Here is a 12,950-nt window from a genome sequence, read left to right as displayed (position 1 = left end):
CCGCCCCTCCAGCCACGCACCACCCCCGCCCTCCCCCAGCACTTCACAAGACGGCACTTCCAGCCCGGGTGCCGCCTGCCTCGCCTCGGCGTCATCGGTGGTCACTCCCCCGATTCCAGAACAGAGCGCAGCCGATCGAGCACCCTTCGTGGTGCTCCAGCCGCGTGCCGAGCGTCCGGCGGTGCGGGGACTGGTGGTGCATTAGTGTCACGGCGGATGTTCTGACGGGCAGGACTACGCGTAACGGCGAGGACACATGGCGATCACGGTCGGGCCGACGGGCTGCATTCCGGCGACGGAATGCCTTCAATCCGTTATCTTTATGTAATGAACGCAACCCGCCCGGCACCAGGCTCACAGGCTTCGCTGCGCGAAGCCAACCGTGAGCGTGTTCTGGGGGTTGTCCGGCAGCACGGTCCGCTCACCCAGGTCGAGATCGCCGCCGCCTCCGGACTGTCCGCCGCCACCGTGTCCAACATGGTCAAGGAGCTCGACCAGGCGGGCCTGGTCGGGGTGTCCCCGAGCATCCGCAACGGCCGCCGCGCCGTACTGGTCTCGCTGGCCTCCGGCGGCGGCCTGCTCGCCGGGGTCGCGTTCGGCGAGCGGGACGTCCGGGTCGCGATCGCGTCCGAGAGCCGGGAGATCCTCGCCGAGCAGTCGATGCCGCTGCAGGCCGACCACGTCGCCGACGACGGCATGGAACGCGCCGCGCGCCTGCTCGCCGACCTCGCCGAGACCGTCGGGCAGGGCGTCGAGGACATCGGCGCGATCGGGTTCGGCCTGCCGACGCCGGTCGACTCGGTCAGCGGCGAGGCCGGCTCCGACGCGGTCCTGCCGGGTTGGCGCGGCGTGAACGTCGCTGCGGCGATGGCCGGGTACCTGCGGGCCCCGGTCGCGCTCGACAACACCGCCAACCTGGCCGCGCTCGGCGAGCTCCGCTCCGGCGCGCTGCGCGACGTCCAGCACGGGTGCTACATCAAGTTCTCGTACGGCGTGGGCGCGGGGATCGTGCTCGGCGGTGAGGTGTTCCGCGGCTCGGCCGGTACGGCGGGCGAGATCGGCCACCTGACCATCGACGAGAACGGCCCGATCTGCCGCTGCGGCAACCGCGGCTGCCTGGACACGTTCGTCGGCTCCCGCGCGCTGCTCAACTCGCTCGCCGCCTCGCACGGCCCGCTACGCCTGCGTGACATCATCACCCGCGCCCTGGCCGACGACCTCGGCTGCCGCCGCGTGATCGAGGACGCCGGCCGCCGCGTCGGCGTCGCCGTCGCGGGCCTGGTCAACCTGTTCAACCCCGAGGTGATCGTCGTCGGCGGCAAGATGGCCGAAGCCGGCGACCTGATCCTCATCCCGATGCGCGAAGCCCTCGACCGCTGCGCCATCCCCAGCGCCGCCGCCACCGTCGAGCTCCGCCCCGCCGAGCTCGGCGACGCCGCCGACGTCCTCGGCGCCATCGAACTCGCCTCGGTCCTCAGCCACACCCGCGTAGCCCGCGCCTGACCGCAGCACACGAGCACCACCGCGCCTGAGCGCACCCGCGGAGCCCCGCGCCCGACTGCAGGACACCGGCACCACCCTGAGCACACCCGCGTAGCCCGCGCATCGCCACCGGGCCTCAGCCACATGCCACTCCGCCCGACCACAGCACACCAGCACCACCCACCGCCTGAGCGCACCCGCCTAGCCGCCCCTGGCCGCAGCACACCCGGCACCACCGCCGCCCGAGCGCACCCGCGCAGCCCGCAATGACCCCAGCACGCCGGCACCACTCGCCGCCTGAGTGCACCCGCGTAGCCCGCGCGTAACGCAGCGGGACACCAGCCCCCTCGTAAGGCGAGCGCTCTCACGCCGTAGTGCATCTCTGTGACAACGATATTTCTATTTCTTGAATTCAAGGCTTGACGTCAAGCCTCGGGCGAGCTTGACTTCGATCAGGCCTACTCGGGCCCTCACGTCAAGGAGTCACCAGATGTCCGTTTCACCAACTCGTCTCGTCGGCCTCGGTATCGCCGTGTCGGCCCTGGCTGTGTCGCTGGTCGCCTGTGGATCGGATGACGGCGGCTCCGACTCCGCCAGCGGCTCGGGCGGCAAGAAGATCGCCCTGCTGCTCCCCGAGTCCAAGACCACCCGGTACGAGGCGCTCGACCGGCCGCTGTTCACCGAGGCGCTGAAGGCCGCCTGCGCGGACTGCGAGCTGATCTACAGCAACGCCGACCAGGACGCCGCCAAGCAGCAGACCCAGGCCGAGGCCGCGCTGACCCAGGGCGCCAACGTGCTGGTGCTCGACCCGGTCGACGGCAAGGCCGCCGCCGCGGTCGTCGCCTCCGCCAAGGGCCAGAACGTGCCGGTGATCGCGTACGACCGGTTCATCGAGGGCGCGAACTACTACGTCTCGTTCGACAACGAGACCGTCGGCAAGCTGCAGGCGCAGACCCTGGTCGACACCCTGAAGGCGGCCGGCAAGACCAGCGGCAACCTGGCGATGATCAACGGCGCGCCGACCGACCCGAACGCCGCCGACTTCAAGAAGGGCGCGCACAGCGTGCTCGACACCAGCGGCTACAAGATCGCGGCCGAGTTCGACACCCCGGACTGGAGCCCGGACAAGGCCCAGGCCTGGATGGAAGGCCAGCTGAGCGCGATCAAGAACGGCCTGGTCGGCGTGTACGCCGCCAACGACGGCACCGCGGGCGGTGCGATCGCGGCCCTCAAGGGTGGCGGCGTGAAGCCCCTTCCGCCGGTCACCGGTCAGGACTCCGAGCTCGCCGCGATCCAGCGGATCGTCGCCGGCGACCAGTCGATGACCATCTACAAGGCCGTCAAGCCGCAGGCCGAGGCCGCCGCGAAGGCCGCCGTGGCGCTGGCTGGTGGCGGTCAGCCCGAGGCGACCGGTGACTTCAAGGGCGTGAAGTCCACCATTCTCGACCCGATCGCGGTCACCAAGGCCAACATCAACGACACTGTGGTGAAGGACGGCATCTACAAGGTGACCGACATCTGCACCGCGTCGTTCGCGACCGCCTGCACGGCCGCCGGCCTCAAGTAAGGCAGCCCACCCCGGTGGCACCCCCGGCTCTGAGGAGGCCGGGGGTGCCGCCGGGGCTCGGTCGTGAACGAACCTCTCAGGAGCTGAATCGATGACTGTCACACCCACCCCCGTCGCCACCGGCACCGTGCTGGCGCTGCGGGGCGTCTCCAAGCGCTTCGGCGCGGTCCAGGCCTTGAAGAACATCGAGCTGGACGTCCGGGCCGGCGAGGTGCTCGCCCTGGTCGGCGACAACGGCGCCGGCAAGTCGACGCTGGTCAAGACCATCGCCGGCGTCTACACCGCCGACGACGGCACGATGGTCTTCGACGGCCAGGAGGTCCGGGTCGGCAGCCCGGCCGAGGCGCAGCAGCTCGGCATCGCCACCGTGTTCCAGGACCTCGCGCTGTGCGACAACCTCGACGTGGTCGCGAACCTGTACCTCGGCCGCGAGCTGCGCAAGGGCACGGTGCTCGACGAGGTCGAGATGGAACGCTCCTCCTGGGAGCTGCTCCGCCAGCTGTCCGCGAAGATCCCGAGCGTCCGGATCCCCGTGGCCAGCCTGTCCGGCGGCCAGCGGCAGACGGTCGCGATCGCCCGCAGCCTGCTCGGCCAGCCCAAGGTCGTGATGCTGGACGAGCCGACCGCGGCCCTCGGCGTGGCCCAGACCGCCGAGGTGCTGAACCTGGTCGAGCGGCTGCGCGAACGCGGCCTCGCGGTCATCCTGATCAGTCACAACATGGCCGACGTGATGGCGGTGGCCGACCGGGTCGCCGTCCTGCGCCTCGGCCGCAACAACGGCGTCTTCACGGTCAGCGAGACCAAGACCCAGGACATCATCGCCGCCATCACCGGCGCGACTGACAACGCGGTCTCCGAGCGCGCGGCGCGCCGGACCCGCGAGGAAGGTACGGCATCATGACCACCCCGGTCGACGGTTCGAAGGCGCCCGTGCAGGACACCGTGCCCGAGGCAACGAACGGTTCCGCCGCCCTGCCGGCCGACCTGCAGGACGAGCGGCTGATCGCCAGCCACGGCTTCAGCGGGGCGGTCTCGGCCTTCACCGCGCGGCTGCGCACCGGTGATCTCGGCTCGGTCCCGGTCGTGGTCGGCCTGATCATCATCTGGGCGGTCTTCCAGATCTCGAACAGCAACTTCCTGTCCAGCCGCAACCTGGTCAACCTGACCCTGCAGACCACCTCGGTCGGCGTGATCGCGATCGGCATCGTGCTGGTCCTGCTGCTCGGCGAGATCGACCTGTCGGTCGGTTCGGTGAGCGGTCTGGCGGCCGCCGTCCTGGGTGTCACCTTCGTCAACGAGGGATGGCCGCTGATCCTGTCGCTGATCGCGGGAGCCGTGCTCGGCCTGGTGATCGGGTTGTTCTACGGCGCGCTGTACAACCGGTTCGGGGTGCCCAGCTTCGTCATCACGCTGGCCGGCCTGCTCGGGTTCCTCGGTCTGCAGCTGCTGGTCCTGGGCAAGGAGGGCTCGCTCAACCTGCCCTTCGACTCCGCGATCGTCGGGTTCGCGACCCGGAGCTTCCTGTCCCCGGCGCTGGCCTACGGCCTGGTCGCGGTCGTCGTCGCCGTGTACGTGCTGACCCGGCTGCGCGCCCGAGGCGCCCGCGCCGCGGCCGGCCTGTCGGCCGCACCGACGTCGATGATCGCGATCAAGGCCGGCGCCCTCGCGCTGGTGCTGCTGGTCCCGGTCCTGGTGCTGAACGGCGACCGCGGCGTCTCGTCGATGTTCGTGCTGTTCCTCGCCCTGGTGATGGCGACGGACTTCGCGATCCGCAAGACCCGCTGGGGCCGCTCGGTGATGGCCGTCGGCGGCAACGTCGAAGCCGCTCGCCGGGCCGGTATCAACGTCCGGTTCATCTACCTGTCGGTGTTCGCCGCCTGCTCGACCTTCGCCGCCGTCGGCGGGCTGCTCGCCGCGGCCCGGCTGGTCGCGGTGAACCAGAGCAGCGGTGGTGGCGACACGAACCTGAACGCGATCGCCGCCGCCGTCATCGGCGGGACCAGCCTGTTCGGCGGCCGCGGTTCGGCGTACTCGGCACTGCTCGGCGCGCTGGTGATCATGTCGATCTCCAACGGCCTGGCGCTGCTCAGCCTGGACTCCAGCGTCCGCTACATGGTCACCGCCGGCGTGCTCCTGGTCGCGGTGACGATCGACTCGCTCAGCCGCCGCAGCCGTCAGGCGCACGGCCGGGCCTAGTGACCCGGTGGGCTGCTGTCTGAATCCCCTGCATCGGCAGCAGCCCGCCGTTCCAACGAACCGACCGCGACTCCCCCGCCCGGGAGTCGCGGTCGGTTTCCTTTGTACGGCGGGTGCCGCCGCCCGTCGCCTGTACGCCGGTGCCACCACCCGTCGCCTGTACGCCGGGCGCCGCCGCCCGCTCCCTGTACGCCGAGCGCCCGTGCCCCGCGCTAGAGGGCGTTGACCGCCCGGGTCGCCACCAGCGCACCACGCCGAACGGCGCGCTCCAGCGCCCAGCGGCGGGCGGCGAAGTCGGCCGACGGGAGCGAGATGGCGACCGAGGCCAGGACGGCGCCCGCCGACGAGCGGACCGGCGCGGCCAGGCAGGACAGGCCGTCCTGGAACTCGCCGATCTCCAGCGCCACGCCGGAGCGGCGGACCTTGTCGAGATGGGTCTCGAGGGTCGGCCGGTCCGTCATCGTGCTGGTGGTGCACTGCCGCAGGCCGACCCGGTCGAGGTAGGCGTTGCGGGCCTGCTCGGTCATCGCGGCGAGCATCACCTTGCCGAACGCGGTCGCGTGGGTCGCCTCGTGGAAGCCGATGTCGAGGACCTGCACGCGCGGGCGCCGTTCGGAGTCGACGACGTGGGCGATCACGACGTCGACCTCGCGGTAGACCGCGTAGTACGCCGCCGCGTCGGCCTCCAGGTGCAGGCGGCGTACGGCGGACGCGATCAGCGGCGGGACCTCGAGCTGCCGCTCCAGCCCCTGCTCAAGCAGGCGGACCCGGTAGCCGAGGCCGTAGCGGTGGTCCTGCGCCAGGTGCACCAGGTAGCCGGACTCGGTCAGCGTCGCCAGCAGGTGGTACGCCGAGGGCAGCGCGAGCTGGAGGTGCGCGGCGATCTCCTTGGCGGTGACACCGTCGCGGCTGGCGGCCACGAACTCCATCGCCTTCAGCGCCCGCGACACCGACTGCACGGTCCCGGCCGCGGGCGTGGCGGCCACCGCGGGCGGGTCGAAGGGCTGCGCGGGCATGGTCACCCTGACAGCCTGCCCTGAAACCAGAGCCGTCGCACTACCTCGCCGTGCCGCCCGAGCGCCGGAACCACGCTCGGACGGCACCTCAGTGGCCGTCACCCGGCCGCCTGGTCGACACCGGGCGGACGCGGCAGCCCGTACCGGACACTCAGCAGCCCGCGGCACAGCCCCGAGTTCCCCTCGATGCTGATCCGCGTCGTCTTCGCCATCCGCAGCTGCAGAGGAAGGTCCACCGCAGTAATAGGAGTCCCGTCGTCCTGCACGAGCAGCGCAGCTTCAGGTCCGCTGGACAGCCCGAGCTCGGCTCGCCGCCTCCGCAGACGCTCGAACTCGATCTCCGCCTGCTCCTCCTCCGGCGCGGCTGACGCCGCGCCGGAGGAGGAGGGGGGAGGGGCAAGCGCGCCCGGCGAAGGCCTGGCTTCGCCGGCCGGGCGGACGGAGGTCAGCGCCGCCTCCGCCTCGCCAATCGTTGTCGCGGTCACGGCCACCCGCGCCTCCCCCAGCCTTGCGCCAGTGAGGGCGGCCCGTGCCTCACCCAGCGTGGTGTCGGCGAGGGTGAGCATGGTCCAGCCTGCCTTCAGCAGGCGGCTGGCGACCTGTTCCTGGCAGGCTCGGTGGGCCTTGCGGCGGAAGGTCCGGCGGAGTTCTTCCAGCTCACCGTCGGCCAGGCCCGGGAACGAGCCTTCGAAGCCCCGGGACGCGGCGACGCCGGAGTTGATCTCGTCGGAGGCGAAGTGGTCCTCGAGCCGGACCACCACCTTCTTCACCCCGGGCACGGCCGCCACCGCGTCGTACGCGTCGGCGACCATCAGGTAGGCGAAGTTCGGCGCGCAGAAGTACGTCGGCAACCGCAGCTCGACTTCCACCTCACCGTCGTTCTCCGCGATGTGGGAGACGAAGCCGAGCTCGGTGATCGGAGCGTCGAGCTCCGGATCTCTGACCGTTGCCAGCGCTTCCTCGATCATCACGCCACCGGCACCGGCTCGGACCCGACCGCGCCGTCCGCGGACTCGGGCAGCCGGAGCTCCTCGGGGACCTCGATGTCGTACAGCTTGGCCGCGTTCAGCCCGAGGATCTTCTTCTTCGCCTGGACCGTCAGCTCCGGGTACTCGGTCAGGTCCGCGGGGTAGCCGAAGTCGACGAACCGCTCGATCAGCCAGGCCGGCGTCCAGATCGCGTAGTCGCTGGCGAACGTGATCCGGTCCTCGCCGATCCAGTAGAGCAGTTCCCCGAGGATCTGCGCGAAGTACCGCGGCCGGGTGTGCATGAACGGCATCGCGACCGCCAGACCGCCGTACACGTTGGGCTCCTGCGTCGCGATCCAGCAGAAGTCCTCGAGCCGGGGCAGGCCGACGTGCTCGACGATGAAGTTCAGCCCGGGGAACGCCGACGCGACGTCGTCCACGTCCGCGACGTCGAACGCGTCCCGGTTCAGCGGGTAGATCGTCGGGCCCTTGTGGATGTGGATGTTCCGGATCCCGAGCTCCTCGCACTTCTCCAGGTACCGGTACGACCACGGGTCGGTCAGCTTCCAGCCCTTCGAGTCGCCCTTCCACTCCGCGGTGTACAGCTTCACCCCCCGCAGGTTCCACCGCTCCGACAGCTCGGCCAGCTTGTCCAGACCGGCCTCGCCGTCGCGCGGGTCCCAGGCCCCGTTGACGATGAACTTGTCCGGGTGCTTCTCAGCCAGTACGCCGTCCTGCTCGGTCGTGTTGAACCCGTTGACGTAGAAGTCGGTCAGGTACGTCGGCTGGAAGATCGCCTTGTCGACGTACCCGTCAGTGAACAGGTCCTTCACGATCCGTTCCTCGGACTGCTTGTGGAACTCCTCCAGCGTCCACACCTTGTCGGCCGGCGACAGGTTGCGGTGGTAGTCGTAGAAGCAGTTGATGAAGCCCTCGCCGTACCGGTTCGCCTGGTTGGCCGGGGTCGCGTCCCACGCGTGCACGTGGCTGTCGACGATGAAGTAGCTGTTGCCGTCCTTGCTGTACATGGGATGCTCCTCAGCTCGTGAGAATGGCGCGGCCGCCGGGGACCCGGCCGCCGTCCAGGTCGTCCAGCGCGGTCAGCGCGTCGTTCAGGGAGTACTGCTGGGTGGCGAGCCGGACGCGGCCCTGCGCGGCGAGCTCCATCAGGTCGGCCAGGTCGTTGTACGAGCCGACCAGGTTGCCGACGATGTTGATCTCGCGGGAGATCACGTCGATCGTCGGGACGTCGATCGTGCCGCCGTACCCGATCACGAAGTACGAGCCGGAGTTGCGGGTCATCGCGACGCCGTCGGCCTCGGTGCCGTTCTCGCCGACGAAGTCGAGCACGACCTGGGCGCCCTCGCCGCCGGTCTGCTCGAGTACCTGCTCGACCTGGCTGCCGTCGCTCAGCACGGTCGCGTGCGCGCCGAGCGCGAGCGCCTTGTCGAGCACCTCCTGCGACCGGTCGACGACCGTCACCCGCGACGGCGTCATCGCGACCAGGCACTGCAGCCCGATGTGCCCGAGCCCGCCGGCCCCGATCATCACGACCCGGTCGGCCGGGTGCAGCAGCGGGACGGCCTTGCGGACCGCGTGGTACGCCGTGAGGCCGGCATCGGCGAGCGCGGCGACGTCGGCCGGCGCCAGCCCGTCGTCGAGCTTCACGATCGAGCGGACCGACGTCCGCAGGTACTCGGCCATGCCGCCGTCGGTGTCGATGCCCGGGAAGCGCGAGTCCGCGCAGTGCACGTCGTCGCCGGCCCGGCAGGCGCGGCACAGTCCACACGTCACCAGCGGGTGGAGGATCACCTTGTCGCCCGGCGCGACCGTCGACACCGCGGCGCCGACCTCCTGCACGGTGCCGGCGTTCTCGTGACCGATCACGTACGGCAGCTCCACGCCGGACTTGTCGGCCCACTGGCCTTCGATGATGTGCAGGTCGGTCCGGCAGACGCCGGCCGCGTCGACCTTCACGATCACGTCCAGCGGCCCCTGCACGACCGGGTCGGGGATGTCGTCGAGGGTGGGTGGTTTGCCGTACTCGTGGACGCGCACTGCCTTCACCGTGGCCACAACCTTTCGGGGTCTGCGATGGTGGGTCCGATGGTGTCGGCGCGCCCGGCGTACCGGAAGGGGCGTTATCGCCTTCCGATAACCGCCCGCGCAGGCAGAATGGCGGCCATGAGCACACGACGGCCGCCGATCAAGGCGCAGGCCACCTCCGAGGACCAGTCGGTCACCACGCTCGAGCTCTTCTTCGACCTGGTCTTCGTCTTCGCGCTGACCCAGATCACCGCCTTGATGGCACACGACCTGACCTGGCACGGTGTCGTTCGGGGTGTGCTGCTGATCGGGTTGCTGTGGTGGAGCTGGATCGGCTTCTCCTGGCTGTGCAACCTGGTGAAGGCCGACGAGGGTTCGGTCCGGACCGTGCTGCTGCTGGCGATGGCGGCGATGTTCATGATCGCGCTGGCGATCCCGGAAGCGTTCCACGACCTGCCGGGCGGGCTGCCCGGGCCAGTGGTGATCGCGATCGCGTACTTCGCGTTCCGGGCGCTGCACCTGGTGCTGTTCTGGCTGATCGCGGACGGCGACAAGACGCTGCGCCGGACGCTGCTCCGGTTCGCGCCTTCGATGCTGGCCGGTACGGCGTTGCTGCTGGTCGCGTCGCAGTTCCACGGCCGGACCCAGACGCTGCTGTGGGCGGCGGCGCTGGCCGCGGACTACGGCGGCACCTACCTGATCGACGCGCGCGGCTGGCGGTTCCGCTCGGCCGCCCACTTCGCCGAGCGGCACGGGCTGATCGTGATCATCGCGCTGGGCGAGTCGATCGTCGCGATCGGCGTCGGCGTCACCGACCTGCCGATCTCGTGGCCGATCGTCATCGCGTCCCTGCTCGGGCTCGGCGTCTCCGCGGCGCTGTGGTGGATCTACTTCGACGCGACCGTGCACTACGGCGAGCACGCGCTCGCGAACGAGCCGCCGGAGACCCGGCCGAAGCTGGCCCGCGACGCGTACACGTTCCTGCACTTCCCGATGGTCGCCGGGATCGTGCTGCTGGCGCTCGGCCTGAAGAAGGTGCTCGAGTACGTCGGCGACACCGAGCACCACCACCTCGACGACCCGCTCAAGGGCATCGGGTTGTACGCGCTGTTCTTCGGCGTCGTGTTCTACCTGCTGGGCCACGTCGGGTTCAAGTACCGGACGACGGCCACGGTCGGGTGGAGCCGGCTGATCACGGCCGCGCTGTGCGTGGTCGCGGTGTTCGCGGTGGCGAAGGTGCCGGCGCTCGGGCAGGTCGGCGTACTGGCGGCGCTGCTGGCCGGGCTGGTCGCGTTCGAGTCGGTGCGGTTCGCGCGGGAGCGGGACGAGCTCCGGCACGGACATTCGAGCTAGCTGAAGGTTTCCCGCGCCGCGGCCGCTCCTAGGCTGCGGCGCGTGAAGCTCGTAGCAGACCAGCAGGAGTTGGCCGCCGGGATCGGCTGGGTCGCCCGAGGACTCCCCCACCGCACCAGTACACCGGTGCTGCTCGGATTGTTGTTCTGTGCCGACGCGGACGGTACGACGGTCGCCGGCACGGACCACGCCATGGCTGCGCAGGTGAGGCTGAACTGCCAGGTAGATGCCGAGGGCACCTGTTTGGTGCCGGGGCGGATGCTCGCCGAGATCACCAAACTCCTGCCGCCCGGGCCGGTTACGCTCACTGCGGCAGACAACAGATTCGTCGTGCGGTGTGGAGATGCTGTTTATTCTCTGCCCTTGTTACCGGTGGCCGAGTATCCGGCGAGCACTTCACCTGAAGAAGAACATCAGACGGTTGTTGATGCTGGTGAGTTCGCCCTGGCGGTGGGACAGGTGGGAGTTTCTGCCGCTCGGGACGATGTGGTGCCTGCACTGGCGGGGATTAACCTCAGCTTCGCCGGGGAGAGCGTCGAGCTGGCCAGCACCGATCGGTACCGGCTCGGGATCGCACGGGTCGGACTGACCTCGCCGGTCGAGCCGTTCGACGTACTGGTGCCCGCGAAAGCGCTGGGCGAGTTGTCGCGCGCGTTCGCCGCCGACGGCGGGCAGGTGCTGCTGTCGCTGGCCGACGAGACCCTGCTGCTGCGCAACCACGACCGGTCGGCCTGGGTGCGCACGCTGAGCGGGCCCTACCTGCCGTACCGGCGGATCGTCCCCGACGAGACCCCGATCAGCGCGACCGTCGACCGGATCGCGTTGCGCGACGTGGTGAAGCGGCTGAGCGTCGTCGCCGACGGGATGACGCCGATCTGGCTCGAGTACGGCGTGGGCTCGGTCCGCGTGTACGCCGGCTCCGGCGACGACGCGTCCGGCGCCGAGACCCTCCCGATCACCGGCTCAGGCGACTCGCTGACGGTCGCCTTCACCGCGCAACTGCTGCTGGACGCGATCAACTCGTTCGGCACGGAAGAGCTCACCATGTCGTACACCGGCGGCCGAAAGCCCGCGGTACTGACCGGCGGGCAGGACTACCTGCACGTGATCACTCCGCGGCTGCTGCCCCAGGCCTGACCTCACGGGCCCTCGGCCCAGCCCCGAAAAAGACTGAAGCCCCGGCCGCCGAAGGCGAGGCCGAGGCTTCAGAAACTCACGCCGCCCCGGCCGCCGAAGGCAGGCCGGGGCTTCAGAGACTCACGCAGTGGCTGCGGTCAGATCAGCCTTGGGCTCGGCGAAGTGGCAGGCGACCGTCTGCCCGCCGGCCGAGCGCGGCTTGATCTCCAGCAGCGGCTCCTGGGTGGCGCAGATGTCCTCCGCCTTCCAGCACCGGGTACGGAACCGGCAGCCGCTCGGCGGGTCGATCGGCGACGGGACGTCCCCGACCAGCCGGATCCGCTCCTTCGGCGGGACGCCGCGGATCGTGCCGAGGTCGGGAGCGGCCGACAGCAGCGCCTGCGTGTACGGGTGCTGCGGAGCGGTGTAGATCTGCTCCCGCGGGCCCTGCTCGACGATCTTGCCCAGGTACATCACGGCGACCGTGTCGCAGAAGTGCCGGACCACGCCGAGGTCGTGCGCGATGAAGACGAAGGCGATGCCCAGGTCGCGGCGCAGGTCCTCCATCAGGTTCATCACCTGTGCCTGGATCGACACGTCCAGCGCGGAGACCGGCTCGTCGGCGATGATCACCTCGGGCTCGACCGCGAGCGCCCGGGCGATGCCGATCCGCTGGCGCTGACCGCCGGAGAACTCGTTCGGGTAGCGGTTGTGGTGCTCGGGGTTCAGGCCGACCCGCTCCAGGAGCTCCTGGACGCGCTCGAGCTCCTTGCCCTTCTTCACCAGGTTGTGCACCCGCAACGGCGTACTGATGATGTTGCTGACCGTCTGCCGCGGGTTCAGCGAGCTGTACGGGTCCTGGAACACGATCTGCAGCTCCCGGCGGAACGGGCGCAGGTCGCGCTCCTTCAGCCGGGCGATGTCGGTGCCCTTGAACAGGATCTGGCCGGCCGTCGGGGTCAGCAGCCGGGTGATCATCCGCCCGGTGGTCGACTTGCCGCAGCCGGACTCGCCGACCAGGCCCAGGCTACCGCCCGGGGCCAGGTCGAAGCTGACGCCGTCGACGGCCTGGACCACCTTGCGGGTCCGGCCCAGCCCGGCGGCCTCCTTGATCGGGAAGTGCATCTTGAGGTCGCGGACCTGCAGCAGCGGCGTGGTGGTGGCCGGTGCCCCTGGATTTGCGTCCTGCACGGGGTTGCTCATCTC

The 12,950-nt window shown here is 70.2% G+C and carries 11 protein-coding genes; 6 read left to right on the top strand and 5 right to left on the bottom strand.

What is annotated here, in order from left to right; genetic code table 11:
* Nucleotides 1-327 precede the first annotated feature (327 nt).
* From ABD235_RS03010 to ABD235_RS02995, 4 genes are all read left to right on the top strand, one after another.
* Complete coding sequence (locus ABD235_RS03010; RefSeq protein WP_344168934.1) at nucleotides 328-1,503, top strand: ROK family transcriptional regulator; 1,176 nt, start codon at nucleotides 328-330, stop codon at nucleotides 1,501-1,503.
* A 469-nt stretch (nucleotides 1,504-1,972) separates the two neighbouring features.
* Nucleotides 1,973-3,049 (top strand): ABC transporter substrate-binding protein, encoded by a 1,077-nt coding sequence (locus tag ABD235_RS03005; protein ID WP_344168931.1) that lies wholly within the window; start codon nucleotides 1,973-1,975, stop codon nucleotides 3,047-3,049.
* 91 nt (nucleotides 3,050-3,140) lie between these two features.
* Entirely contained in the window at nucleotides 3,141-3,950 is an 810-nt protein-coding gene (locus ABD235_RS03000; RefSeq protein WP_344168928.1) for an ATP-binding cassette domain-containing protein, read from the top strand.
* A complete protein-coding gene (locus ABD235_RS02995; protein WP_344168925.1) occupies nucleotides 3,947-5,245 on the top strand; it encodes a sugar ABC transporter permease in 1,299 nt (432 codons plus the stop codon). Before ABD235_RS03000 ends, ABD235_RS02995 begins: the two co-directional genes overlap by 4 nt.
* 212 nt (nucleotides 5,246-5,457) lie before the next feature.
* Here the strand turns inward: ABD235_RS02995 and ABD235_RS02990 are convergent, their stop codons facing one another.
* The 4 genes from ABD235_RS02990 to ABD235_RS02975 form a co-directional block, all read right to left on the bottom strand.
* On the bottom strand, nucleotides 5,458-6,261 hold the full coding sequence (locus tag ABD235_RS02990; protein ID WP_344173636.1) for an IclR family transcriptional regulator: 804 nt from the start codon (nucleotides 6,259-6,261) through the stop codon (nucleotides 5,458-5,460).
* Between the two features lie 98 nt (nucleotides 6,262-6,359).
* Nucleotides 6,360-7,229: an iron-sulfur cluster assembly protein gene (locus ABD235_RS02985; RefSeq protein ID WP_344168922.1), complete on the bottom strand. Its 870-nt coding sequence runs from the start codon at nucleotides 7,227-7,229 to the stop codon at nucleotides 6,360-6,362.
* Nucleotides 7,229-8,257, bottom strand: a complete 1,029-nt coding sequence (locus ABD235_RS02980; protein ID WP_344168919.1) for an amidohydrolase family protein — start codon at nucleotides 8,255-8,257, stop codon at nucleotides 7,229-7,231. The genes ABD235_RS02985 and ABD235_RS02980 overlap by 1 nt, the downstream gene beginning before the upstream one ends.
* A gap of 10 nt (nucleotides 8,258-8,267) precedes the next feature.
* Entirely contained in the window at nucleotides 8,268-9,296 is a 1,029-nt protein-coding gene (locus ABD235_RS02975) for an NAD(P)-dependent alcohol dehydrogenase (protein ID WP_344168916.1), read from the bottom strand.
* A gap of 117 nt (nucleotides 9,297-9,413) precedes the next feature.
* Here ABD235_RS02975 and ABD235_RS02970 point away from each other — a divergent pair, with 117 nt between their 5' ends.
* A complete protein-coding gene (locus tag ABD235_RS02970) occupies nucleotides 9,414-10,628 on the top strand; it encodes a low temperature requirement protein A (RefSeq protein WP_344168913.1) in 1,215 nt (404 codons plus the stop codon).
* A gap of 42 nt (nucleotides 10,629-10,670) precedes the next feature.
* Nucleotides 10,671-11,765, top strand: a complete 1,095-nt coding sequence (gene dnaN, locus ABD235_RS02965; protein WP_344168910.1) for a DNA polymerase III subunit beta — start codon at nucleotides 10,671-10,673, stop codon at nucleotides 11,763-11,765.
* Nucleotides 11,766-11,885: 120 nt separating this feature from the next.
* On the opposite strand, the gene ABD235_RS02960 is transcribed toward dnaN, so the two are convergent.
* Nucleotides 11,886-12,947, bottom strand: coding sequence for an ABC transporter ATP-binding protein (locus tag ABD235_RS02960; RefSeq protein WP_344168907.1), 1,062 nt, complete (start codon nucleotides 12,945-12,947; stop codon nucleotides 11,886-11,888).
* Nucleotides 12,948-12,950: the final 3 nt, after the last annotated feature.

Source organism: Kribbella lupini (assembly GCF_039529595.1).
GTDB lineage: Bacteria > Actinomycetota > Actinomycetes > Propionibacteriales > Kribbellaceae > Kribbella > Kribbella lupini.
Note: the sequence above shows the minus strand (reverse complement) of the source record. Positions and strands in the feature narration are given on the sequence as shown.

What these genes read in the sequence shown, in the direction of transcription:
- ABD235_RS03010 (WP_344168934.1), top strand. Translation starts at nt 328, where the DNA reads ATGAACGCAACCCGCCCGGCACCAGGCTCACAGGCTTCGCTGCGCGAA.
- ABD235_RS03005 (WP_344168931.1), top strand. Translation starts at nt 1,973, where the DNA reads ATGTCCGTTTCACCAACTCGTCTCGTCGGCCTCGGTATCGCCGTGTCG.
- ABD235_RS03000 (WP_344168928.1), top strand. Translation starts at nt 3,141, where the DNA reads ATGACTGTCACACCCACCCCCGTCGCCACCGGCACCGTGCTGGCGCTG.
- ABD235_RS02995 (WP_344168925.1), top strand. Translation starts at nt 3,947, where the DNA reads ATGACCACCCCGGTCGACGGTTCGAAGGCGCCCGTGCAGGACACCGTG.
- ABD235_RS02990 (WP_344173636.1), bottom strand. Translation starts at nt 6,261, where the DNA reads ATGCCCGCGCAGCCCTTCGACCCGCCCGCGGTGGCCGCCACGCCCGCG.
- ABD235_RS02985 (WP_344168922.1), bottom strand. Translation starts at nt 7,229, where the DNA reads ATGATCGAGGAAGCGCTGGCAACGGTCAGAGATCCGGAGCTCGACGCT.
- ABD235_RS02980 (WP_344168919.1), bottom strand. Translation starts at nt 8,257, where the DNA reads ATGTACAGCAAGGACGGCAACAGCTACTTCATCGTCGACAGCCACGTG.
- ABD235_RS02970 (WP_344168913.1), top strand. Translation starts at nt 9,414, where the DNA reads ATGAGCACACGACGGCCGCCGATCAAGGCGCAGGCCACCTCCGAGGAC.
- ABD235_RS02960 (WP_344168907.1), bottom strand. Translation starts at nt 12,947, where the DNA reads ATGAGCAACCCCGTGCAGGACGCAAATCCAGGGGCACCGGCCACCACC.